The sequence below is a fragment of the Streptomyces sp. NPDC001348 genome (genome assembly GCF_053597535.1).
On sequence record NZ_JBSFIK010000038.1, the window covers coordinates 72,647 to 95,637 of the forward strand.

The 22,991-nt window shown below is 72.6% G+C and carries 18 protein-coding genes, 1 pseudogene and 1 riboswitch; of the genes and pseudogenes, 10 read left to right on the plus strand and 9 right to left on the minus strand.

What is annotated here, in order from left to right; genetic code table 11:
• From ACWC21_RS31615 to ACWC21_RS31625, 3 genes and pseudogenes are all read right to left on the minus strand, one after another.
• Positions 1–244: pseudogene (locus tag ACWC21_RS31615) on the minus strand (hypothetical protein); the annotation flags it as partial.
• On the minus strand, positions 241–2,622 hold the full coding sequence (locus ACWC21_RS31620; protein ID WP_450886749.1) for a DUF5682 family protein: 2,382 nt from the start codon (positions 2,620–2,622) through the stop codon (positions 241–243). The gene ACWC21_RS31620 and the pseudogene ACWC21_RS31615, both read right to left, overlap by 4 nt.
• Positions 2,619–3,749 (minus strand): ATP-binding protein, encoded by a 1,131-nt coding sequence (locus ACWC21_RS31625; protein ID WP_450886751.1) that lies wholly within the window; start codon positions 3,747–3,749, stop codon positions 2,619–2,621. Before ACWC21_RS31625 ends, ACWC21_RS31620 begins: the two co-directional genes overlap by 4 nt.
• A 132-nt stretch (positions 3,750–3,881) precedes the next feature.
• Between ACWC21_RS31625 and ACWC21_RS31630 the strand changes: the two genes are divergently transcribed.
• Together ACWC21_RS31630 and ACWC21_RS31635 are read left to right on the plus strand one after the other, a co-directional pair.
• On the plus strand, positions 3,882–5,249 hold the full coding sequence (locus ACWC21_RS31630; RefSeq protein WP_450886753.1) for an SWIM zinc finger family protein: 1,368 nt from the start codon (positions 3,882–3,884) through the stop codon (positions 5,247–5,249).
• 139 nt (positions 5,250–5,388) lie between these two features.
• Positions 5,389–7,020 (plus strand): DUF5691 domain-containing protein, encoded by a 1,632-nt coding sequence (locus tag ACWC21_RS31635; protein WP_450886755.1) that lies wholly within the window; start codon positions 5,389–5,391, stop codon positions 7,018–7,020.
• Here ACWC21_RS31635 and ACWC21_RS31640 read toward each other — a convergent pair.
• Entirely contained in the window at positions 7,002–7,418 is a 417-nt protein-coding gene (locus ACWC21_RS31640; RefSeq protein WP_388791718.1) for a cobalamin B12-binding domain-containing protein, read from the minus strand. The genes ACWC21_RS31635 and ACWC21_RS31640 overlap by 19 nt on opposite strands.
• Before the next feature lie 296 nt (positions 7,419–7,714).
• Between ACWC21_RS31640 and ACWC21_RS31645 the strand changes: the two genes are divergently transcribed.
• Together ACWC21_RS31645 and ACWC21_RS31650 are read left to right on the plus strand one after the other, a co-directional pair.
• Positions 7,715–8,578, plus strand: a complete 864-nt coding sequence (locus tag ACWC21_RS31645; protein WP_450886757.1) for an esterase/lipase family protein — start codon at positions 7,715–7,717, stop codon at positions 8,576–8,578.
• 275 nt (positions 8,579–8,853) lie between these two features.
• Entirely contained in the window at positions 8,854–10,353 is a 1,500-nt protein-coding gene (locus tag ACWC21_RS31650) for a peptidoglycan DD-metalloendopeptidase family protein (RefSeq protein WP_450886759.1), read from the plus strand.
• A 72-nt stretch (positions 10,354–10,425) separates the two neighbouring features.
• On the opposite strand, the gene pcrA is transcribed toward ACWC21_RS31650, so the two are convergent.
• Complete coding sequence (pcrA, locus tag ACWC21_RS31655) at positions 10,426–12,906, minus strand: DNA helicase PcrA (RefSeq protein ID WP_450886761.1); 2,481 nt, start codon at positions 12,904–12,906, stop codon at positions 10,426–10,428.
• Positions 12,907–13,158: 252 nt separating this feature from the next.
• Positions 13,159–13,311, plus strand: a riboswitch (cyclic di-AMP (ydaO/yuaA leader).
• 8 nt (positions 13,312–13,319) lie between these two features.
• Between pcrA and ACWC21_RS31660 the strand changes: the two genes are divergently transcribed.
• On the plus strand, positions 13,320–14,492 hold the full coding sequence (locus ACWC21_RS31660; RefSeq protein WP_450886763.1) for an NlpC/P60 family protein: 1,173 nt from the start codon (positions 13,320–13,322) through the stop codon (positions 14,490–14,492).
• Between the two features lie 26 nt (positions 14,493–14,518).
• Positions 14,519–15,475 carry a tellurite resistance/C4-dicarboxylate transporter family protein gene (locus tag ACWC21_RS31665; RefSeq protein WP_450886765.1) on the plus strand — a complete coding sequence of 319 codons (957 nt, stop codon included), beginning with the start codon at positions 14,519–14,521 and terminating at the stop codon, positions 15,473–15,475.
• Here the strand turns inward: ACWC21_RS31665 and ACWC21_RS31670 are convergent.
• Positions 15,453–15,806 (minus strand): hypothetical protein, encoded by a 354-nt coding sequence (locus tag ACWC21_RS31670; protein ID WP_450886767.1) that lies wholly within the window; start codon positions 15,804–15,806, stop codon positions 15,453–15,455. The two genes, ACWC21_RS31665 and ACWC21_RS31670, sit on opposite strands and share 23 nt — an antisense overlap.
• A 361-nt stretch (positions 15,807–16,167) precedes the next feature.
• Here ACWC21_RS31670 and ACWC21_RS31675 point away from each other — a divergent pair, with 361 nt between their 5' ends.
• Positions 16,168–17,181: an NlpC/P60 family protein gene (locus tag ACWC21_RS31675; RefSeq protein WP_450886769.1), complete on the plus strand. Its 1,014-nt coding sequence runs from the start codon at positions 16,168–16,170 to the stop codon at positions 17,179–17,181.
• Positions 17,182–17,258: 77 nt separating this feature from the next.
• Here the strand turns inward: ACWC21_RS31675 and ACWC21_RS31680 are convergent, their stop codons facing one another.
• A complete protein-coding gene (locus ACWC21_RS31680; RefSeq protein WP_450886771.1) occupies positions 17,259–18,479 on the minus strand; it encodes a sensor histidine kinase in 1,221 nt (406 codons plus the stop codon).
• Positions 18,480–18,700: 221 nt separating this feature from the next.
• Between ACWC21_RS31680 and ACWC21_RS31685 the strand changes: the two genes are divergently transcribed.
• Positions 18,701–19,048, plus strand: coding sequence for a hypothetical protein (locus tag ACWC21_RS31685; RefSeq protein WP_450886773.1), 348 nt, complete (start codon positions 18,701–18,703; stop codon positions 19,046–19,048).
• A gap of 68 nt (positions 19,049–19,116) precedes the next feature.
• Here the strand turns inward: ACWC21_RS31685 and ACWC21_RS31690 are convergent, their stop codons facing one another.
• Positions 19,117–19,827 carry a LuxR C-terminal-related transcriptional regulator gene (locus ACWC21_RS31690; RefSeq protein WP_450886774.1) on the minus strand — a complete coding sequence of 237 codons (711 nt, stop codon included), beginning with the start codon at positions 19,825–19,827 and terminating at the stop codon, positions 19,117–19,119.
• Entirely contained in the window at positions 19,824–21,116 is a 1,293-nt protein-coding gene (locus tag ACWC21_RS31695) for an ATP-binding protein (RefSeq protein WP_450886776.1), read from the minus strand. The genes ACWC21_RS31690 and ACWC21_RS31695 overlap by 4 nt, the downstream gene beginning before the upstream one ends.
• 178 nt (positions 21,117–21,294) lie before the next feature.
• Between ACWC21_RS31695 and ACWC21_RS31700 the strand changes: the two genes are divergently transcribed.
• Positions 21,295–22,668 carry a PspC domain-containing protein gene (locus ACWC21_RS31700; protein WP_450886777.1) on the plus strand — a complete coding sequence of 458 codons (1,374 nt, stop codon included), beginning with the start codon at positions 21,295–21,297 and terminating at the stop codon, positions 22,666–22,668.
• Entirely contained in the window at positions 22,655–22,900 is a 246-nt protein-coding gene (locus ACWC21_RS31705; protein WP_450886779.1) for a hypothetical protein, read from the plus strand. Before ACWC21_RS31700 ends, ACWC21_RS31705 begins: the two co-directional genes overlap by 14 nt.
• The last annotated feature ends 91 nt before the right edge of the window (positions 22,901–22,991 follow it).

A 22,991-nucleotide genomic window follows, 5' to 3' on the forward strand; every position in this document is an offset into this window, starting at 1 on the left:
CCCCGAGCCAGCGCGCCACGGACGGCGCGGAAGCCCCGAGCCCGGCCGCCCGGTCCCGGCCCGTCCGCGGCCGGTCTCCCTTGCCGTACAGCGCGGTCAGCGCGCCGTCCATCGCCGCGTCCCGCCCGGACAGGGCGCATCCGGTGCCGTCCGCCGCGTCTCCTCCGAGGACCAGCCGCCAGCGCCTCAGCCGCTCCCCGGCCGCGTCGTCATCCGTACGCGGGTACACCGGCTCGGTCGTCATGTGCCCACCCCCACCAGGTCGTTGTCGTCGGCGAGCGCGCCCGCTCCGTCCAGTCCCAGGAGCAGCCGCAGCACCGGCAGCACGGCGTCCGCGCGCGCCGGGTCGAGACCGGCCCCGAAGCCGGGTGTGCCGGAACCGGTGCTCGCCGCGCCTGTCCGCTCCCCCGGCCCGCGCCGCACCAGTTCCCCGAGGGTTCTGCGCACCCCCGCCTCGTATGCCGAGAACGTGCGCCGCAGCAGCGGCAGTACATCCGTGAACGCCTCCGCCGGCACCCCGGTCAGCCACGAGTCGACCAACCCGAGCAGCCGCTCGTCGTGCACCAGCAGCATCCCGCCCCCGCCGCCGACGAAGCCCTCGATCCACGCCGCGGCGTCGACGGGCGGCGTCCCCGGCGACAGCACCAGCCCCATCAGCCGGGCCGCCGCGTCCTGCCCCAGCTCCCCGTCGTCCAGCAGGATCCGCACGGCACGCCCCCGTACGACCCCCGGCACGGCGTCCCGCGCGGACAGGGTCCGCAGCACCGCGCGCCACCGCGGACGCAGATCACCGTGCCCGGGGACGGCCGCCTCCGCGAGCAGCCCCACCGCCCCGTGCACGGCGTCCACATGGCCGCGCATCTCGTCGGCCGCGTCGGCGTCCAGCGCGGCGCAGGCCGGGGGCAGGCCGACGAAGACCCGCTCGGCGAGGCCCGCGGCGACCTCGGCGAGGCCCTGGGTGCCGGTGCCGCGTACGTCTCCGTAGCGCAGGGAGCGGACCAGGGCGGGCAGGGCCTGCGCCAAGTGGCCCACGTCGGTGTCCAGCGCGGCCCGGTCGGCGAGCACGCGCATCACCACCGGCAACGCGTCCGGCAGTTCGGCGAGCAGGCAGTGCTCCGCGAGCGCGGTGACCTCGGCGAGCGACCGGGCGGCCAGGGCGTCCGCCTCGGCCCTGCCGGTCGCGGCGGCGACGACGGTCGTGCCCCACACCCCGGCTTCGGCGACCCGCACGGACAGCTCCGGCTCCCAGCGCAGCCGCCACGTCTCCCGGAACGTGCCCGTACCGCCACGAGAGGTCGTCGGCTCACCCCAGTCGACACCGAGCAGCCGCAGCCGGTGCAGCAGCCGGCTGCGCCCGGCGTCGGTCTCCTTCCTCAGGTCGAGCTCCAGCTCCCGCTCCAGCGCCTCTGGTCTGAGCCGCAGCCGGCGCTGCTCCCGGGCCAGGTCGCGCTGCAACGGCACCGCGGGCGCGTCCTCCGGCACCTCGCCCAGGACGTCCCCGACCACCAGCCGGTCGTGCACCAGCGCGAGGGGCACGTCCGAGCCCTCGCACATCACCGCGCGCACCGCGTCGGTGGTCTCGCTCAGGCCCGCCAGCGGTCGGCCGCGCATCGCGGCGAGCGTCTCGGCCAACCGCACGGCCTCGATGACATGGGCCGAGGAGACGATCCGGTCCTCCTCGCGCAACAGCCCCGCGACCTTGGTCAGCCACCGCTCCACGGGCCGGTCCGGCGCGGTGAACAGGTGCCCGTACCAGCCCGGCGAGTCGATGCCCGCGCCGTACCCGCCGGCCCGCGCCAGTCTGCGGTTCGTCCACGGCACCCAGGTCATGTCCACCTTGACCTTGGGCAGCCCCTTCAGCAGCGCCCGGTCCGCGGCGACGGCGGTCCTCTCCCGGAGCGCGGGCACGTGCCACGCCCCGCACACCACGGCCACCCCGTCCGTGAACTCCCGCTGGGCCGCCCGGACCTGGAGCCTCATGTAGGCCTCCCGCACGAGGTCCCGGGTGTGCCCGCCGGTGCCGTACCGCTCGCGCAGCGCCCCCATGGCCTCCTCCAGGGCGGTGAACGGCGCGAACGGGTCCCGGTCCCCCACTCCCCGGTGTTCGACGACGTCCTCCCACCAGCGCTCGGGGTCGTCGTAACCACCGGCCCCGGCGAGTACGGCGAGGGGGTCGAGCCGGACGTCGTCGCCCGTCCCGCGGTCCTGTCCGGGCGCCTTCGCCTCTCCTACCTCTCCTTCCCCTCCTTCGTCTCCTTCTTCTTTTCTCCCCCACGCCAGCGTGTGCGCGGCGGGCAGGTCGACGAAGCGGGCCGGGACCCCGTGTTCCAGGGCCCAGCGGATCGCCACCCACTCCGGTGAGAACTCGGCCAGCGGCCAGAAGGCGGAGCGTCCGGGCTCGTCCACGGCGTGGGCGAGGAGCGCGACCGGCGGCCGCATACCGTCGTCGGCGGCCAGCGGGATCAGCGCGTCGGCCTCGGGCGGCCCCTCGATCAGCACCACCCCCGGCCGGGCGGCCGCCAGCGCGGCCCGCACCGCACGCGCCGAGCCCGGCCCGTGGTGCCGCACGCCGAGCAGCAGCGGCCCGGCGGCCGACGCCCTCGGCCATCGGGTGTCGTTCACGCGCTCACCTCCCGGCAGGCCCGGTAGAAGTCCTTCCAGCCGTCCCGCTCACGGACGACCGTCTCCAGGTACTCCTGCCAGATGACGCGGTCGGCCGCGGGGTCGCGGACGACGGCGCCGAGGATGCCCGCGGCCACGTCGGCCGGACGCAGCACGCCGTCCCCGAAGTGCGCGGCCAGCGCGAGACCGTTCGTGACGACCGAGATGGCCTCGGCCGTGGACAGCGTGCCGCTGGGCGACTTCAGCTTCGTACGGCCGTCGGCGGTGATCCCGTCGCGCAGCTCGCGGAAGACGGTCACGACACGGTGGATCTCGTCGATGCCGTCGGGTACGGCCGGCAGGTCCAGGGAGCGTCCGATCTGGTCGACACGGCGCGAGACGATGTCGACCTCGGCTTCGGCGCTCTCCGGCAGCGGCAGCACCACGGTGTTGAATCGGCGGCGCAGGGCGCTGGACAGCTCGTTGACCCCGCGGTCGCGGTCGTTCGCCGTGGCGATGAGGTTGAACCCGCGGACCGCCTGCACCTCCTGCCCCAGCTCCGGTATCGGCAGCGTCTTCTCCGACAGGATCGTGATCAGGGTGTCCTGCACGTCGGCCGGGATACGGGTCAGTTCCTCGACGCGGGCCGTCATGCCCTCGGCCATGGCCCGCATGACCGGGCTGGGCACCAGGGCGTCCCGGCTGGGGCCGTGGGCGAGCAGCTGCGCGTAGTTCCAGCCGTAGCGGATGGCCTCCTCCGGGGTGCCCGCCGTGCCCTGCACCAGGAGGGTGGAGTCGCCGCTGACGGCGGCGGCCAGGTGCTCGGACACCCAGGTCTTCGCGGTTCCGGGCACGCCGAGCAGCAGCAGCGCCCGGTCGGTGGCGAGCGTGGTGACGGCGACCTCGACGATGCGGCGCGGGCCCACGTACTTCGGTGTGATCACGGTGCCGTCCGGCAGTGTGCCGCCGAGCAGGTACGTGGCGACCGCCCACGGCGACAGCTTCCAGCGGGCCGGGCGCGGCCGGTCGTCCTGCGCGGCCAGCGCGGCGAGTTCGGCGGCGAAGGCGTCCTCGGCGTGCGGTCGCAACGCGTCGGACGGCTGCTTCCCGTCCGTCTGCACGGACGTCGGTTCCACGGACACAGACATGGCTGAGGCCCCCTCCAGCTCGGCCGGTTCGGATCTGCCACCAACCCTGCACCACGCCACTGACAATCGCCCTGACCTGCACAGACGCGTTCTCCGGGCCGATTGTCAGTGGCGGGACCTACCGTCGGTGGCATGACTGAGCAGGGGGTGCGCTGGACCACGGAGCAGGTGCTGGCACTGGCGCCTGACGCCGCATCACGCAAAGCGGGGAGCAAACTCGGCGCGGCGGGGCCGTGGTCCGGGACGGGCAGTACCGACGAGGGGACGGTGTGGGGGCTGTGCAAGGGAAGCGGCAGCAGGCCGTATCAGACGGTCGTCGACATCGCGAACACCGCGGACGCTGCGGGGCCGGCGTACAAGTGCACTTGCCCGAGCCGCAAGTTCCCGTGCAAGCACGCGCTCGGCCTGCTGCTGCTGTGGGCCGGCGGGGACGGTGCGGTGCCGGCCGCCGACCGGGCGCCGGACTGGGCGGAGCAGTGGATCTCGGGCAGGCGTGAACGCTCGGCGGCCGGACGGACGGCCGGCGGTGGAAGTTCCGGTACTGGTGCCGCCGACCCGGAGGCCGCCCGGCGCCGGGCGGAGCGCCGGGCCGAGCGGGTCACCGCGGGCGCGACGGAGCTGGAGCAGCGGCTGGCGGACCTGCTGCGCGGCGGCCTCGCCACGGCGGAGCAGGCGGGGTACGGACTGTGGGAGGAGACGGCGGCCCGCATGGTCGACGCCCAGGCGCCCGGCCTGGCGGCCCGGGTGCGGGAGTTGGGGGCGATACCGGCGTCCGGGCCGGGGTGGCCGGTGCGGCTGCTGGAGGAGTGCGCGCTGCTGCACCTCCTCGATCAGGGCTGGCTGCGCCGCGAGCGGCTCCCGGACGCCCTCGCGGCGACGGTCCGTTCTCGGGTCGGCCTGCCGGCCTCGGCGGACGGCCCGCCGGTGCGCGACCGCTGGCTCGTCCTCGCCCAGTACGACACGTCCGACGCGAAGCTGACCACGCGCCGGATATGGCTGTACGGCGCCGAGTCCGGCCGTACGGCTCTGCTGCTGTCGTACGGGGCGGCCGGCCGGGCCCCCGAGTTGGCGCTGCCGGTCGGGCTGGTCCTGGACGCCGAGGTGTCCGCGTACCCCGGCGCCGGGCAACTGCGGGCGGCCCTGGGCGAGCGGTTCGCCCCGCCCGCGCCCGCGGCTGTCCGGCCGCCGGGTCTCGCGACGGCCGAGGCGGCCGCCCGGTACGGCGAGGCGCTGCGGGACGATCCCTGGCTGGACGCGGTCCCCGTCACGCTGGACCGGGTCGTCCCGGCCCCGGCCGGCGACTCCTGGCAACTGGCGGACGCCGACACCGACTCGGCCCTGCCGCTCACTCCCACCGCCTGCTCCCGCCCTGGGCTGTGGCGCCTGGTCGCGTTGTCCGGCGGCGCCCCCGTCAAGGTCTTCGGCGAGTGCGGGCACCGGGGTTTCACTCCGCTGGCGGCCTGGCCCGCGGGAGCCGGGGAGGCGGTGGCGCTGTGCTGACCGCACGAAAGCGCGCATACAGCACGACTCGGGGGACATCCGATATGGGCCACCGTTCAACCAGTCCGCGAACGAGCCTCCCCGGCACCCGGGGACGCCGATCACCTCACCGCACCGACCACCGATCGAGAGGCACGTCATGAACGGCACCCCCGCTGCGGTGGACGCGTCCTCCGCCGGCGCCTGGGAGCAGCTCGTCACGACGGCCCTGCTCGGTACCGACCGGCGCCCGCCGGCCGGCGGCGGGCCGGGACGGGAGGCCCCGGTGGCGCTGCTGGACGCGGCGGCCGTGGAGACGTTGCGGCGGCGGGCCGGACTGCGTGCGGCCACGGCGGCCCGGCGGCCGGAACCCGCTCCCGAGGACCCGCGCCCGGCGCTGCCCGCGCCGGCGGTCCGCCGGCTGGCGATGCTGCTGGCCGACCGCCCCGGCACCGGCGGGGGCGGCCGCCGGGGCACCTCGCCCGACCTCATGGAGCTGCTGCCCCAGTGGCTCGCGGCGGCGAACGCACACGGGTACGCCCCGCCCCCGCAGGCGCTGCCCGCGCTGCTGGACGCGGCCCGGGGGCGTACGGACCTGCGCCCGGCGGTGCTGACGTTCGGAGGATCGCGGGCGCTGTGGCTGGCCCGGCTCAACCCGGACTGGAGGTTCGCGCTGCGCGCGGCACCCGGCGGCGGCGCGGCCCTGCCGGACCTCGACGACGCCGGCGCGGTGGGACGGCTGTGGGAGGAGGGGCTGTTCGCCGAGCGGGTCGCGCTGCTCACGGCGGTACGGGCGCACAGGCCCGCGGTCGCGCGCGAGCTGCTGTCGGCCACCTGGGCCACTGAGCGTGCGGAGGACCGGCTGATGTTCCTCGACTCGTTGCGCACGGGACTCGCCGCGGAGGACGAGCCCTTCCTGGAACAGGCCCTGGGCGACCGCAGCCGCAACGTCCGGGCGACGGCCGCGGAGTTGCTGTCGGCACTGCCCGGCTCCGCGCTCGCCGCGCGGATGGCGGTGCGGGCCGGGGCGTGTGTGGCCGTCGATCACACACGGGACGTGGCAACGGTCGTGGTCGAAGCGCCACTTGAGTGCGACACGAGTATGGAACGAGACGGTGTCGTGTCCAGACCTCCTACGGGTAGAGGAGAGCGATCATGGTGGCTGGGTCAGTTGGTGGAGGCGGCACCGCTCGACGTCTGGCAGGCACGGCTCGGCGGGCGCACGCCCCAGGAGATCGTGGCTCTGCCGGTCGCGGACGACTGGCAGGGCGAACTGCATGCGGCCTGGTGCCGCGCGGCGGTCCGGCAGCGGGACGCCGAGTGGTCCCGCGCTCTGCTCGGCCCGCCGTCGGCGCCGGAGGCGGGCGGCCCGGGAGCGGTCTCCCTGGCCGAACGGGCCAAGCTGCTGGGCACGCTGGACGCGGAGGAGCGGGCCGCCTGGGTGGCCGGGTTCATCGCGACGCACGGGCTGTCCGAGGCGTTCCAGCTGCTCGGGGTGTGCGCGGTGCCGTGGGCCGCGCCGCTCGGGCGGTCCGTGGTGGACGCCCTGGAGATCGCGCGGGACGCGGGGAGTTATCCATGGAGCTTCAGTGGCGTGATGGGCCTGGCCGAGCGGTGCCTGGATCCGGCGGAGGCCTCGCGGCTCGACGGACTGCTGGCGGTGCCGGACGAGCCGGAGGACGCGTCGCCGGGGGCGGCGGGGTACTGGGCGGAGGCGTTCCAGCGGCTCGTCACGACGTTGCGGCTGCGCGCGGCCATGGCGGACGAGCTGCGCTACGCCTCCGCGGGCTGACGCGCGTTCTCCCGTACCCACTCCACGATCGAGGCGGTGGTCGCCCCGGGCGTGAAGATCTCCGCGACGCCCTTCTCCTTCAGGGGCGCGATGTCCGCCTCGGGGATGATGCCGCCGCCGAAGACCAGGATGTCCTCGGCCTCGCGCTCCTTGAGGAGGTCGATGACCGCCGCGAAGAGGGTGTTGTGGGCCCCGGAGAGGATGGACAGGCCGATCGCGTCGGCGTCCTCCTGGATCGCGGTGTCCACGATCTGTTCCGGCGTCTGGTGGAGGCCCGTGTAGATGACCTCCATGCCGGCGTCGCGCAGGGCCCGCGCGATCACCTTGGCGCCGCGGTCGTGGCCGTCGAGCCCCGGCTTGGCCACCACCACGCGGATCGGACCGGCTGCCACACCCATCGCTGCCTCCATGAAGCGAGAAGTGAACGAACGTTATCCACAGCATCCCGCAACCGACAGTTTCACGACACGGACCGAGGGGGAAATCACACGGTGGGACACGTTCGGGAGCCGCGGCGTGGTCCACGGCGTCAGGAAGGACACGTCGGGCACGTGAGGCAGGACGCCGCGGGCGCCGCACGCCTCACGCGTCCCACGTCGGCCCCTCTCACGCCGTCGGCCACGTTCCCCGCGGCATCCCATGAGGGCACACGGGGGGCGGAGCCGTCCTCCGGCGTGCCGGCAGGAGGCCGGCCATGAAGGTCACCGAGGCACTGGACCCCGTACTTCCGCTCTGTCGCCGTTTCGTGCCGGACAGAGTCGCGGGGCTGTCCCTGGCGCTCCTGAAGGCGACCGCCCTGGAGGCCGCGATCCTCGCGGGCCACCTCCTGCTGTACCCGACCGGCATGATCCAGGAGCGCCGCTCCCCGGTCGTGCCCCCGCAGGGCGGTGGCGCCAAGCTGCCCGTGCAGGAACGGCCCCCGGTCGTCCTGCTGCACGGCTTCGTCGACAACCGCTCGGTCTTCGTGCTGCTGCGCCGCAGTCTCCTCCAGCACGGCAGGCAGCGGGTCCTGTCGCTCAACTACTCGCCGCTGACCCGGGACATCCGTGTCGCGGCGGAGCTGCTGGGCCGGCACATAGAGGAGGTCTGCGAACGGACCGGCAGCTCCCGGGTCGACGTGGTGGGCCACAGCCTCGGCGGGCTGATCGCGCGCTACTACGTGCAGCGGCTCGGCGGTGACCACCGCGTCCGTACGCTGGTGACGCTGGGCAGCCCGCACGGTGGCACCCGGGTCGTTCCGCTGGCGAACGCGCACCCGATAGTGCGCCAGATGCGCCCGGACTCGGAGCTGATCGAGGAGCTCACCCGTCCGGCACCCGGCTGCCGCACGTATTTCGTCAGCTTCTGGAGCGACCTCGACTCCTTGATGGACCCGCTGGAGACCGCCCGCATCGATCATCCCGACCTGATGGCCGTGAACGTGCCGGTGACCGGGATCGGGCATCTCGCCCTGCCGGTGCACCCGGCCGTGGCGGCCGGGATACGGCAGGCCCTCGACAGCGAGCAGCCGGTGGCGGGGGCCGCGAAACACCGGAACGGACTCACGGTCGCTTCCTGAATCCCGTCCCGCCCCAGGGTGCCGGGGCGATGCGACGGCCGTCCGGATGGTCTGTTCGCCCTTCCGGACGGTCCGTTTGCCCTCGGGAAAGCCATTCAACGTCGAACATTCTTCGAACACAAAGCCAAACCCGCGTCCATCGTCCGCCGAAACACGGCCGAATGCCCGTTTCCTGCGAGCCTGAAACCGGCCGAAGATTGTCGCGCCCGCGTACCGCCGGGTACAGTCGCCGCACTGCTCTGCCAGCCCCTGTTGTCGAGGCGAAAGAGAAGTTGGTGAACGACCGTCACCCGTCGGGGGCGATGACCACCCCGGCTCCGGCTTCCGACGCCGCCTCGGCGCACTACGCGACCCACGGCGGCCAGGAAGCCCAGTACGGCGACTTCACCACGTACGACGCGTACGGCGCCACCGGTGAGACCGGCGGCCACGCCACCGCCACCTTCGAGTCCGACCCGCTCTTCGGTAACCTCCCGGGCCAGGACCACACCACCGGCGCCTACGACACCACGCAGTGGGCGACCGGCGGCCACCAGAGCGGGCACTACGACCCGTACGCCGGCGGGCACCACGCCACCTACGACTCCGGCGCCTACGACACCACCGCCTGGACCACCGGCCACCAGCAGCCGGCCGGCATCCCGCACCAGGCCACGTCCCCCGACGTCAGCGGGCAGTGGGACGCCAACGCCTGGCTCCAGCCCGACCAGTCCGCGGGCGGCGCCGACCCCACCCAGCAGTGGGAGTGGGGCACACAGGCCTTCGACACCGGCGCGTACGACGCCACGCAGTGGAACTCCGACGGTACCGCCGCGGCCACCGAGCCCGAGCAGCAGCCCGAGCCCTTCGACCAGCCCTTCGACCAGCAGGCGACCGCCACCTTCGAGCAGCTCCCTTACCAGGAGGCCGCCGAGGAGCCCGTCGCCGAGGACGGCGATCCGTCCGGTACCGGTGAACTGCCCACCGTCGCCCCGCTGCTCGACGGCCAGGAAGAGATCACCCCGGCCGCGTCCCGGCCGGGTTCCCGCAGCGCGGCCCGTTCCCGCCGCAAGAGTCCCCCCAAGCGCTCCGCGCTGCTGACCGTCGCCGTGCCCTCGGTGTGCGTGATGGGCGTGGCGGGGATCGCCGCCGCATCCGTCGGCAGCCTGACCGACGACGGGAGCAAGGACACCACGGCCACCGCTTCGGACGCCCATGCGGTGAAACCGTCCGTCGCCAACAGCAAGCTGGACAGCCAGCTCAGGACCCTCTCCGCGGGCGCCGACGACTTCGCCGACCGGGCCAGCCGGACGCAGGAACGCATCGACCTCAAGGCGCAGCAGGAAGCCGAGAAGAAGAAGGCGGTCGCCGAGGCGGCCCGCAAGGAGCGGCTGCGCCCCAAGTACGTCCTCCCGGTCACGCAGAAAGGGCTCAGCGCCTATTTCGGCCAGGCGGGCGTGAACTGGATGTCGGTGCACACCGGCATCGACTTCCCCGTCTCGTACGGCACGACGGTGATGGCGGCGACCGACGGCACCGTGACGACGAAGTGGAACAGTGCCTACGGCAACATGCTGATCCTCACGGCGAAGGACGGCACGCAGACCTGGTACTGCCACCTCTCCAGGTACCAGGTTCCCTCCGGAACGACCGTCAAAGCCGGGCAGCCGATCGCGTACTCCGGGAACTCCGGCAACTCCACCGGCCCGCATCTGCACTTCGAGGTCCGGCCGGCCGGCGGAGCGCCCATAGACCCCCTGCCGTGGCTGCGCAGCCACGGGCTGGACCCGACCTAGGTTCCCGGGGGCCGGGCCCCGGGAACCCCGGCGCCGGCTACGGCTCGCCCACCGCTACGGCTCGCCCACCGGCTACAGCTTCTCCACCGGCGCGTAGCGCAGCAGCAGCCGCTTCGGCTTGGTGTCTCCGAAGTCGATCGTCGCCTCCGCGTTGGCACCCGTGCCCTTCACCGCCACGACCGTGCCGAGCCCGAACTGGTCGTGCGTCACCCGGTCCCCGACGGACAGGGCCACCACCGGCTTCTCCGAGGTCCGGCGCGTGGCGAAGCCGGAGGCGCCCGCCGCCGAGGAGCGCGAGCGGGACGACGACAAAGAGGCCGCCACGCCGGACACCGGCCCGGAGGACACCGGGGCCGGCGCTCCCTTCCGCTTCCAGTCCACGTGGGCGGGCGGGATCTCCTCCAGGAAGCGGGAGGGCGGGTTGTACGACGGCTGGCCCCACGCGCTGCGCATCGCCGAGCGGGTCAGGTACAGCCGCTCCCGTGCACGCGTGATGCCGACGTACGCCAGGCGCCGCTCCTCCTCCAGCTCCTTGGTCTGGCCGAGGGCGCGCATGTGCGGGAAGACGCCGTCCTCCATGCCGGTCAGGAACACCACCGGGAACTCCAGGCCCTTGGCGGTGTGCAGGGTCATCAGCGTGATGACGCCGTCGCCGTCCTCCTCGTCCGGGATCTGGTCGGAGTCGGCGACCAGGGCGACCTGCTCCAGGAAGTCGGACAGCCCCACCGACTCGCCCTCACCGCGTTCCTGCTCGAATTCGAGCGCCACGGCCGCGAGTTCCTGGAGGTTCTCGATGCGGGTCTCGTCCTGCGGGTCGGTGGAGGCCTGCAACTCGGCCAGGTAGCCGGTGCGTTCGAGGACGGCTTCCAGGACGGTCGCCGGGCCCGCGCCGGACTCGACGATCGTACGGAGTTCCTCCAGCAGCACGTTGAACCGCTTGACGGCGTTCGTCGACCGCGCCGCCATGCCGTACGCCTCATCGACCCGCTTCAGCGCCTGCGGGAAGCTGATCTTCTCCCGCTGGGAGAGGGCGTCGATCATCGCCTCGGCACGCTCGCCGATGCCGCGCTTGGGCACGTTGAGGATGCGGCGCAGGGGCACCGAGTCCTCCGGGTTGGCCAGGACCCGCAGGTAGGCCAGGACGTCCCGGACCTCCTTGCGCTCGTAGAAGCGGACCCCGCCGACCACCTTGTAGGGCAGGCCGACGCGGATGAAGACCTCTTCGAAGACACGGGACTGGGCGTTGGTGCGGTAGAAGACGGCGACGTCGCCCGCCTTGGCCTCGCCGGCGTCCGTGAGGCGGTCTATCTCGTCGGCGACGAACTGCGCCTCGTCGTGCTCGGTGTCGGCCACGTACCCCGTGATGCGGGCGCCGGTACCGGCGTTGGTCCACAGGTTCTTGGGGCGGCGGGACTCGTTGCGCTCGATGACGGCGTTGGCCGCGGAGAGGATCGTCTGGGTGGAGCGGTAGTTCTGCTCCAGCAGGATCGTCGTCGCGTCCGGGTAGTCCTCCTCGAACTGGAGGATGTTGCGGATGGTCGCGCCGCGGAAGGCGTAGATGGACTGGTCGGCGTCACCCACCACGCACAGCTCGGCGGGCTGGAGGTCGTCCGGGCCGGGCGGTACGTCCACCGGGTGCTCGGCGGTGCCGACGAGCTCGCGGACGAGGGCGTACTGGGCGTGGTTGGTGTCCTGGTACTCGTCGACGAGGACGTGGCGGAAGCGGCGGCGGTAGTGCTCGGCGACGTCCGGGAAGGCGCGGAGCAGGTTGACCGTCGTCATGATCAGGTCGTCGAAGTCGAGGGCGTTGGCCTCGCGCAGCCGCGACTGGTAGAGGGCGTAGGCCTGGGCGAGGGTCTTCTCGAAGCCGTCGGTGGCCTGGGCGGCGAAGTCCTCCTCGTCGATCAGCTCGTTCTTGAGGTTGGAGATCTTGGCGCTGAAGGACTTCGGCGGGAAGCGCTTCGGGTCCAGGTCCAGGTCACGGCAGACCAGGGCCATCAGACGCTTGGAGTCGGCGGCGTCGTAGATCGAGAACGACGACGTGAAGCCGAGCTTCTTGCTCTCCCGGCGCAGGATGCGCACGCATGCGCTGTGGAAGGTCATCACCCACATGGCGTTGGCGCGCGGGCCGACGAGCTGCTCGACGCGCTCCTTCATCTCGCCGGCGGCCTTGTTGGTGAAGGTGATCGCCAGGATCTGGCCCGGGTGGACGCCCCGTTCGCCGAGCAGGTGGGCGATGCGGTGGGTGAGCACACGGGTCTTGCCGGAACCGGCGCCTGCCACGATGAGCAGCGGGGAGCCGGAGTGGACGACGGCGGCGCGCTGGTTCTCGTTCAGCCCCTCCAGGAGCGCGGCCGCGTCGACGGCCGGCCGGTGGGCGCCGTCCCGGTAGTAGGAGTCCCGGTCCGGCGGCACGTCGAACTTCCCACCGAACAGATCGTCCGGAACCGGTTCCGGAGCGTGATCGTCCTCGGGCGGCGGCGGAGGCTCCTCCTCGTGCCCGCGAGGGGCCTGGAGGTCCGCCAGGAAGCTGTCGTCAAAGAGGCTGCTCATCGCTCTCCGAGTCTAGGGCGCCCCACCGACAACCGGCCGCCGCCCCGGAAAGATGACCGGCCCTCCCGTTGCTCACGGTCCGGAGCGGCACCGTCACCTCGACGAAAAACCTTACGTAAATCATAAGATCTATCGGGCATAACGTGCATCAACCTTCACATGAGCCACACGAGTTGGCTACCGTGCCTGGCAGGCCGCACGACCCCCACCGGCGAACGTCGCCGGGCCGCGCGGCCTCCGTCGAGTCCGGCGCGCGCCCCCACGCCAGCCGGAGCCGGGGACCCACACCGAGACCTGGGGTGAATCGGTCCGTTCTCCCTCAAGGACGAGGACCGTAGGGCAACCCTTCCGAACCACCCGCCCGAACCCGACAGCTAACCCGGTAGGCGGAACACTGGAAGGAGTCGCCTCCGTTGGCGTCGCACCGCAAGCGTCCCTCGGGTACGGGAGTCGCGGGCATCCGCAAGCCCGCCCTCGCCACCGCCGCCCTCACCTCGGTCGCCCTGCTCTCCCAGCCTGCCGAAGCCGCCCCCTCCGCCGACGGCAGACCGAGCCTGGAGGAGGTCGAGAAGAAGGTCGACTCCCTCTACCGCCAGGCGGAGTCGGCGACCGACAAGTACAACGCGGCCAAGGAGAACACCGGGAAGCAGCGCAGACGCGTCGACTCCCTGCTCGACGAGGTCGCCAAGCGCACGGAGAAACTCAACAAGGCGCGCGAGAAGCTGGGCTCGTTCGCCGCGGCCCAGTACCGGACCGGGGCCGCCGCCCCCGACACCGCCACCTTCCTGCTCGCGGACACCCCGCAGGACTACTTCGACCAGACCCAGCTGATGAGCCGGCTGACCTCCCGGGAAAAGGGCGCGGTCGACGACTACGTCACCGAGCAGTCCGCGACCATGAGGAAGCGGCAGGAGGCCACCGCGAGCCTCGAGACGCTGACCGAGTCGCAGAACGAGCTGCACACCGCCAAGGCCACCGTCCAGAAGAAGCTCGCCACCGCGCGCGAACTGCTCTCCACACTGACGGCCCAGGAGAAGGCCCGGCTCGCGGCGATCGAGAAGCGGCAGCGGGAGGAGGCCGCGCGCAAGGCGGCGGAGCTCGCGCAGCAGCAGGCGGCCGAGCGGGCGGCCGACCAGGACACCGGCACCGGCGCGTCCCCCTCCACCTCTCCCTCCGCCCCTCCTTCCGCATCCCCTTCGACGTCCACGGATGCGTCGTCCTCGTACGCCACCAAGGCCGCGAAGGCGATCGACTTCGCCCGCGCCCAGATAGGCAAGCCCTACGTGTGGGGCGCCACCGGCCCCGGCTCCTACGACTGCTCCGGTCTGACCCAGGCCGCCTGGAGGGCCGCCGGCGTCAGCCTGCCGCGCACCACCTACGACCAGGTCGACGCCGGCACGACGGTCCCCCTCGTCGACGCCCGGCCCGGTGATCTGGTCTTCTTCTACGACGACATCAGCCACGTCGGCATCTACGTCGGCAACGGCATGATGATCCACGCCCCCAAGCCCGGCGCCTACGTCCGCGAGGAGTCGATCTACTACGGCGGCGAATCGATCATTCACAGCGTGGTGCGACCGGCCTGAGCCACCGGGCCCCTGGCATCGGGCCCATGCCCGGCTCCTCCTCACCCCTGCGCGTCTGGTGGGCCCGGCGTTCACCGGCGGGCGGTGCCGCCGTGATGGCGACCGGGATCGTGTCGGTGGGGTTGCTGCTCGCGGGCCACGCGGTGCTGTCGCGGATCGCCCTCGGGGTGGCGTGTGCCGCCTGGCTGGGGTTCGCGGCAGCCTTCACCGCCCGACTGGTGTTCGAGCGGGAGCGGTGGGCGGCGGAGGCGGAGACGCCGGGCGCGCTCACCGCCGTCGCCGGCACCGCGGTGCTGGGGACCCGGTTCTCCCTGCTCGGCCGGCACGCCCTTGCCGAGGCGCTGCTCGCGCAGGCGGCCGTGCTCTGGCCCGTACTGCTCGCCCCTGCCCTACGGCACTGGGGGCGGCGCATGCCGGGGACGGCGTTCATGGGCTGCGTGGCCACCCAGGCGCTCGCCGTGGCGGCGGCCGTGCTGGCCGAGGCGACGTCGACGGCGTGGCTCGCGCACACGGCGCTGGTGCTCTTCTGGCTGGGACTGCTGTTCTACGCGCCGGCCCTGGCCCGGTTCGATCCGCGGCAGGTGGTCGAGGGCGCCGGGGACCAGTGGATCGCGGGCGGCGCGCTCGCCATCTCGGCGCTGGCCGGGGCGCGGCTGATCGCCGCCGACGGCCCGCACCTGTATCTGTGGAGCGGCGACGACCGGGACGTCCTGCGTACCGTGACCGTCGCACTGCTCGTGCTGGACCTGACCTGTTACGCCGTCCTGCTGCTCGCGGAGGCGGCCCGGCCGCGGCCGGGCTACGACGTGCGCCGCTGGTCGACGGTGTTCCCGATGGGGATGACGGCGACCGCCGCGCTGTCCGTCGGCGCCGCCCTGGGGATCCCGTGGCTGCGCGGCCCGGGGGTGGTGCTGGTGTGGATCTCGGTGGCCGCGTGGCTCGCGACCGTCGTCGGCGCGATCACGTCCACAGCACGGCGATGAAGATGTTCGTCATGGTGAGCAGGCCCACCAGGCCGAAGACGCGCTTGTCCACCCGCTCCTCGTCCCGTTTCACGTAGACGAGCCCGAGGATCACGATCAGCAGGGCCAGCTTCACGCCGATCTTGATGTTGTCGACGTGATGGCCGTCGGCCTGGTTGAGCCCGACCAGGATCACACCGGTGACCAGCATGGTGAGGGCGCCGTGCAGCATGCCGGGGACGAAGCGGGCCTCGCCCCGGCCCATCGCCTTCATCTGGGTCAGGAAGCCGCCGAGGAGCGCGGCGATGCCGATGATGTGCAGGCCGATGAAGAGGTGGATGAGTACGTCCATGGGGCCGGAGCCTAACGGTCCGCACAAATGCGCCTCATATCACCCCACGGCTCCGGTCCGCCCCGGAAACCGCCGCATCGGTCAGCGCGCTGCCCCAAGTCGGCGACTGTGCGCCGGGAGTCCGGTCATCCACGGACACCGGGCGGCCCCGTCAGGTCAGTTACGCACAATGCGTTACCGAGCCGTCACAGTCCGGTTTAGCGTCCTCCCCCAGGTGACCGGCTCCCCACCGCCGCCCGGGCCAGGGGCGGCAGTCGGCCACCACCGCCGAGAAGGTCCGGCGGCGGCCCCGCGCGGGTCGTCGCCGGACCGTCAACCGCTCCCCCACGGGCGGTCGTACGAGAGGACGTGAACGGTCCAGGTGGCAGCGCACCGCAAGCCCAGACGGCACCCGCTCAGCAGTGGCACCGCCCGGACGGCGGCCACCATCGCCCTGGCGGGCGCGGCGACCGCGACGGGCTTCGACGGAACCGGACACGCGGCGCCGCAGCTGACACCGGCCCAGGTCAGGGCCAGGGTGGACAAGCTGTACCAGCAGGCGGAGGCCGCCACCGAGCAGTACAACGGCGTGAAGGAGAAGGCCGACACGGCCCAGCGGCGGCTGAACGCGCTGCGGGACGAGGCCGCCCGCAAGCAGCAGAAGCTGAACACGGCCCGCGAGGCGCTCGGTTCGATCGCCACGGCGCAGTACCGCAGTGGTGGGATCGACCCGGCACTGCAACTGGTCCTGTCCGACGACCCCGACCAGTACCTCCAGGGTGCCGAGATCGCCGAACGGGCCGGTGACCGGCAGTCGCAGGCGGTGGCACGGGTACGGAAGCAGCTCCGGGAGATCGAGCAGCTGCGCGGCACCGCCCATGGAGAGCTGGCGTCCCTCAGGTCCAGCCAGGCGGAGCTGAAGCGGCGGAAGAAGACCGTGACGGCGAAACTGGACGAGGCGCGGCGGCTGCTGTCCCGGCTGTCTCCACGGGACCGTATGCCGGCCCCGGCCGAGCACACCTCCGCCCCGGCCACCCGGGCTCCCAACTCACGGGCCGCGGCGGCCGTCGCGTACGCCTACGAGAAACTCGGCAGCCCCTACGTATGGGGCGCGACCGGCCCGAACGCCTTCGACTGCTCGGGCCTGGCCCAGGCCGCCTACCGCTCCGCCGGCATCTCCCTCCCCCGCACGACCTACGCCCAGATCAACGCGGGCCGCCGTGTCTCGCGGTCCGAACTCGCCCCTGGCGACCTGGTGTTCTTCTACTCGGGCGTCAGTCACGTCGGGATCTACGTCGGCAACGGCCAGATGATCCACGCCCCGAACCCGTCCGCACCGGTGCGGCTGGCGCCTGTCGACCAGATGCCGTTCGCGGGGGCTACGCGGGTGGCGTGACGGCCGACGACACGATGAACGCGGCCCAGGCGGGCGCGGTGCCGGTGAAGCGGGGGCAAGCACCGAGTCCTCGGCGATCACAGCTCGCACGGCAGCTCCACGGTGATGGTGGTCGGGCCCCCGGCGGGGCTGCTGACACGGAACGATCCGTCGACGGAGCCGACGCGTTTGGCCAGTCCGCCCAGCCCGCTGCCGGCCGAGACGTCGGCGCCGCCGGTCCCGTCGTCGGTGACGTTCACGCGCAGCACCTTCCCGATCCGTTCGACGGTCACCTCCACGCGCGTGGCACGGGCGTGCTTGGTCACGTTGGTCAGCGCCTCGGAGACCACGAAATAGGCGACCGACTCCACGACCGGCGCTGCTCGCTCTCCGATGTCGACGCGCAGGCGAACCGGCAACGGCACCCGGGCGGCCAGGCCGGACAACGCCGCGTCCAGCCCGCGGTCTTCGAGGACCGCGGGGTGCAACCCGCGCACGAGGTCGCTGAGTTCGGCGATGGCCTCCTTCGCCTCCCGGTGTGCCTCGTCGATCACCGTACGGGCATCGTCCGGCAGGTCGGTGAGGGCGGCCCTGGCCAGTCCCAGATTGACCGCGAGGGAGACCAGGCGCTGCTGGGTTCCGTCATGGAGGTCGCGTTCGATGCGGCGGCGCTCGGTGTCGACGGCTTCGATCAGGTCGGTGCGGCTTTCAGCCAGGTGCTCGACACGCTGCCGAAGCCGCTCGTTCCGGCTGGACCCCAGCAGCGCCGACGCGAGCCGGGTCTCGGTCCGGGCCGCCGTTCCGGCCAGCCAGGGCGCGCTGCACAGCAGCACGACGCCGGCGACGGTGTAGAAGAACGCCTGCAGGCGCTCGTCCCCCGGCAGCGCCCAGACCCACCCGCAGGAGGTGACGCCCGACACCGCCACGGTCCACGCCGCGAGCACCAACAGTTCCAGCGCCGCCAGCAACGGCCCGAGCAGGAGGTGGTAAGAGACCTGCCGCCAGGTCTGGGCCGAGGACAGCCACCGCAGGGCACGCCTCGGCCATCGTCGTTCCGGCGTCGGCGTCAGCCGGGGGACGTCCACCCGGAGTAACGCTCGACAACGGTGTCGTTGAAGCACGGTGAGCGCCGGAACGCCGACGACGAACAGCGCGAACGGTATCGGGACCACGGCCCACGCGTTCGCCTTCACGACGATCGTCACGCCCCAGACCCACAGCGAGGCCGGGGCAAGGTGCAGCGGAATCCCGGCCGCCAGGAAGACGGTGTCCCGTCGCGCTCGAAGAAGAGCGCGTCGCAGCGTCCGGGAACTCCTCATGGCTCGACGGTAGATCGCCAGGTGACGGACATGCCATGCACCGAGCATCCGGATCGACGGTGAAGCCAGTACCACCCCCAAGTCGGACCTTCGCGTTACCGACGCGCGCACGCACCGCAGGAAGGCTTGTCCCGGTAAGGCACGCACCGATGGGGCGCGGGATCGGGGCGGTGAACTGCGCTGCTGCCACGCCCCCGCCCACGGCTCGGGAGGAAACCACGATGCCAGAGCACCCCGCTACGCCGGCGGAGCACCGCAAACCGGTCGAGCTCCTGGAAGGCGACAGCGAGAAAGCCCTCGTGGACTTGTTGGTCGAACGGCTCGGGGACCGGATCGACGATCGCGTCGCCGCGTCGTTCGACGAGTTGTGGGCCGAGCGGCTGGCGGAGCCCGGTCCTCTTCAGCGGGCCATGACCCGGGACCGACGGGCGGAGCTCAGGGTCCTGTTGCTCTCGCTGGTCCTCGGCACCCTCGCGACGTCCTTCGCTCCCGGCGGGACCACCGCGCTGCTCATCTCCTGGGCCGGACTGGTGGTCCTCAACCTCACCCATCTCCTCCGTTCACGCTGACACCCGGCTCGGGCAGCCTCCGCAGGCTCACACGCGGCACCCTCTCCGCAAGCGGCGTCAGAGCCTCGTCACACCAGCCGACGTGCCGTAGCCCACCGGGTCAGCTCGTGCCGGTTGGACAGCTGGAGCTTCCTCAGGACCGCCGACACATGGGACTCGACCGTCTTGACGGAGATGTACAGCTGCTTGGCGATCTCCTTGTAGGCGTAGCCGCGGGCGATGAGGCGCAGGACCTCCCGTTCGCGCTGGGTGAGGCGGTCGAGGTCCTCGTCGACCGGCGGGGCGTCGGTGGAGGCGAAGGCGTCGAGGACGAAGCCGGCCAGCCGGGGGGAGAAGACCGCGTCGCCCTCCTGGACCCGGAAGACGGAGTCGACGAGGTCCGTGCCGGTGATCGTCTTGGTGACGTATCCGCGGGCGCCGCCGCGGATCACGCCGATCACGTCCTCCGCCGCGTCCGAGACGGACAGGGCGAGGAAGCGGACCGGCCGCTCGGTGTCGGCCATCAAGGGGGCGCAGCGGCGCAGCACTTCGACCCCGCCGCCACCGGGGAGGTGGACGTCGAGGAGGACCACCTCGGGCCGGGTCGCCGTGATCACCGTGACCGCCTGGTCGACGTCGGCGGCCTCGCCGACGACCTCGACGCCGGTCTCCTCGGTCCGGCCGATCTCGGCCTGGACGCCCGTACGGAACATGCGGTGGTCGTCGACGAGGACCACCCGCACCCGGCGCTCCCTCGCCGCCGCCCCCGCCGTGCCGTTCGCCTCGGTCGCGTCGCTCATGACGTGTTCTCCGCCCTCTCCATCTCCAGCTCGACCTCCGTGCCGCCGTCCGGCACCGCCCGCAGCCGGGCCGTGCCGCCGTTGCGCTCCATACGGCCGATGATCGATTCTCTGACACCCATGCGGTCGGCGGGTATCGAATCCAGGTCGAAGCCCGGGCCCCGGTCACGGACGGACACGAACACCGTCCTGCCCTCGACTTCCGCGTAGACCTGCACGGCGCCACCCTCGCCACCGTACTTGGCGGCGTTCACCATCGCTTCGCGCGCGGCCTGCATCTGGGCACCGATCCGTTCGTCGAGCGGGCAGTCGCCGACCACGACGACCTCGATCGGGACACCGTGCTTGTCCTCCACCTCCGCGGCGTTGCGCTTCACCGCCTCGGCGAGGGTCGCGGGTTCGTCGGCCTCGTCCTTGCCGTTGCCCTCGGGCTTGTACAGCCAGGCGCGCAGATCGCGTTCCTGGGCGCGGGCCAGGCGGCGCACCTCGCCCACGTTCTCCGCGTTGCGCTGGATCAGGGTCAGGGTGTGCAGCACGGAGTCGTGGACGTGCGCGGCGACCTCGGCGCGCTCCTGCGCGCGGATGCGCATCAGCCGCTCCTCGGAGAGGTCCTGGGTCATGCGGACGAGGTAGGGGCCGGCGAGCAGGGTTATGCCGACGAGGACGGCGAGGGCGGCCTGGAGCACGGAGCCGAGGTGGGCGGCGGAGCCCTGCAGCACGAACATCCCGGAGACGCCGGCGGTGACGAGCAGAACGCCCCCGACCGTGCGCAGGAGCGTGAGGGTGCGGCGGCGTCTGCCGACCTCCACCCAGCGGGCCCGGCGGGCGTTGTCCGCCTGGCGCCAGACGAGGGCGACGCCCGCGCCGACGAGGACCGCGGGGATGAGATACGCCTGGGCGGCGCTGTCGAGGTTGACGCTGCCGACGAAGACCACGGCCACGACGACCATGAGGAGCAGGGCGACGATCTGGCCCCGGTCCGGTCTGCGGGTGACGAGTCTGCGGCGGCCGTCGGGCGCCGTCTCCGTGCTGACCAGGGACGGTGGCTTCTGGTCGCCGACACCGCCGACGCCGAGCGGGACGAAGAACCAGAACGCCGCGTACAGCAGCGCGCCGAGGCCGTCGGCCAGGAACAGGCCCGCGAAGACGAGCCGCACCCAGATCACGGGCAGCCCGAGGTGCCCGGCGAGGCCCCGCGCCACACCACCGAGCCAGCGGCCGTCGCTGCTGCGGTAGAGCTTGCGCAGGGGCCGCGGGTCGTCGAGTGGCACTGCTGCGGCTTCCGGCATGCCAACGATGGTCACACGGCCGGAGCAGCGGGGCATCAGGGTCCAGCCCCGAGACAGCCCTGATCTTCGGAAAACCGGACGTCGAACAGGTCCCGGGCCTCGCCTCAGGGCCGATATCAGGGTTCGTCCAGGGTCGTACCGCCTGCCGTCGCGGCGGCCCTGCCGTCACCATGGACGCATGACGGATCACCACCACGCCGCGACGGGTCCGGGACCCGGCACCGGCCCGCGCCCCGGCCAGGGCACCGGGCCGACGGATGCCGCGCCCGCCGCGGCCGAGGCCCCCGGGCGGTTCCGCCGGGACCGGCGGCACCAGATGATCGCGGGCGTGTGCGCGGGGCTCGGCCGGCACACCGGTATGGATCCCGTGATCTTCCGGATCACGCTCGCGGTGCTGGCCGCGTCCGGCGGGATCGGGCTCATCTTCTACGGTTTCGCCTGGCTCTTCGTTCCGTACCAGGACGACGGGGAGAACGAGGTCCGCAAGCTCCTGACCGGCCGCGTGGACGGGCAGGCGCTGGCGGCCGTGCTGTTCGCACTGGTCGGGTGCGGGGCCTTTCTGACCATGCTGAAGAACGGTCAGGTGCTCACCTTCGCGGCGGTCCTCTCCCTTCTTCTCGCAGGCGCCGGGTACTGGTCGCGGCAGCGCGACGCCACCGACCCGGATCCGCTGGCGGCGCAGGCCGCCGCCGACGCCCCTCCGGAGGCCCAGGCCCCGCCCGTGGCCGCCTCCTATCCGTCGTGGTGGCGCGACCCCATCGTCAAGGACGGCACGCACGTCGGCGGCACCGGCTACCTGTGGGGCCCCGGTGACGCGCGCGATCGGGATGTCGCGGCGGCGGTCAACATCGGCCGCGGCACCACCTGGAGCGCCTATGAAGGCATACGTTCCGGGCCCACCGCGCCCGCCAGGCCTCGCGGTCCCCGCTGGATCGGCGGCTGGGTCTTCCTGCTGGCGCTGCTGGCCGGGGGCCTGGGTACCGGCGCCACCTGGGAACACCACCCCCTCGCCACCAGCCTGCAGACCGGGCTGGCCTGCGCGCTGGTCGTCACCGGTCTCGGTATCACGGTCAGCGCCTTCCTGGGGCGCACGGGGGCCGGCTCGGTGTTCCTGGCGATCGTGACGGCTGCGCTGCTGGTCGGTGCCGCGGCACTGCCCAGGAACATCACCACGCACTGGATACGCACGTCGTGGACGCCGGCCACCGCGAGTGACGTGCGGCCCGGCTACGACGTGGGCACGGGCGTGGGCACCCTGGACCTGAGCCGGGTGCGGCCGGGCGAGGGGCAGACGGTGACGACGGAGGCCGATGTCGGCGCAGGACAGCTGAAGGTGATCGCCCCGGCGGACGCGACCGTGCGGATGAGCATCGATGTGGGCGTGGGCGACATCCGGTTGCCGGGCGACGACAGGAAGGACGTGGACGTGAAGCCGGGCAGGCACAAGGAAGTGACGCTGCCGCCGAAGGCGGGCGGCAGGAACACCGGCACACTCGACATCGACGTCCAGGTGGGCGTGGGACAGGTGGAGGTCACCCGTGCTGCGTCATGAGTTCGAGCCGGGAAAGCTGGTCGCGGGATTCTTCCTGACCGTCGCGGGCGTGATGTACGCCGGTGCCGCGGGCGGCGCCTGGGACACCCCGTGGTTCGCGGGCATACCCGTCGTCGTGGCCGGGCTGCTCCTGGCAGGGGCGGTGTCCGCCCTGACCCGGGCGGTACGCAGACGACGCGGCCGCGGCGGCGCTTCGGACACGGCGGAGACACCCGGGAGCGGAACCGTCTAGTGCTGCGACCGGAAAGGTTTGCCGGGAAGCTCGCGGCGTCCGGTGCGGTGCCTCGCAAGGCGGAGCATCACCCGCGTACTGGATGTACTCG

Bases quoted from the DNA above. Each gene is read 5' to 3' on its own strand.
- ACWC21_RS31670 (WP_450886767.1), bottom strand. From the start codon at position 15,806: ATGGACGTACTCATCCACCTCTTCATCGGCCTGCACATCATCGGCATC.
- ACWC21_RS31630 (WP_450886753.1), top strand. From the start codon at position 3,882: ATGACTGAGCAGGGGGTGCGCTGGACCACGGAGCAGGTGCTGGCACTG.
- ACWC21_RS31680 (WP_450886771.1), bottom strand. From the start codon at position 18,479: ATGAGGAGTTCCCGGACGCTGCGACGCGCTCTTCTTCGAGCGCGACGG.
- ACWC21_RS31690 (WP_450886774.1), bottom strand. From the start codon at position 19,827: ATGAGCGACGCGACCGAGGCGAACGGCACGGCGGGGGCGGCGGCGAGG.
- ACWC21_RS31665 (WP_450886765.1), top strand. From the start codon at position 14,519: ATGCCCGGCTCCTCCTCACCCCTGCGCGTCTGGTGGGCCCGGCGTTCA.
- ACWC21_RS31625 (WP_450886751.1), bottom strand. From the start codon at position 3,749: ATGTCTGTGTCCGTGGAACCGACGTCCGTGCAGACGGACGGGAAGCAG.
- ACWC21_RS31635 (WP_450886755.1), top strand. From the start codon at position 5,389: ATGAACGGCACCCCCGCTGCGGTGGACGCGTCCTCCGCCGGCGCCTGG.
- pcrA (WP_450886761.1), bottom strand. From the start codon at position 12,906: ATGAGCAGCCTCTTTGACGACAGCTTCCTGGCGGACCTCCAGGCCCCT.
- ACWC21_RS31700 (WP_450886777.1), top strand. From the start codon at position 21,295: ATGACGGATCACCACCACGCCGCGACGGGTCCGGGACCCGGCACCGGC.
- ACWC21_RS31695 (WP_450886776.1), bottom strand. From the start codon at position 21,116: ATGCCGGAAGCCGCAGCAGTGCCACTCGACGACCCGCGGCCCCTGCGC.
- ACWC21_RS31645 (WP_450886757.1), top strand. From the start codon at position 7,715: ATGAAGGTCACCGAGGCACTGGACCCCGTACTTCCGCTCTGTCGCCGT.
- ACWC21_RS31640 (WP_388791718.1), bottom strand. From the start codon at position 7,418: ATGGGTGTGGCAGCCGGTCCGATCCGCGTGGTGGTGGCCAAGCCGGGG.
- ACWC21_RS31685 (WP_450886773.1), top strand. From the start codon at position 18,701: ATGCCAGAGCACCCCGCTACGCCGGCGGAGCACCGCAAACCGGTCGAG.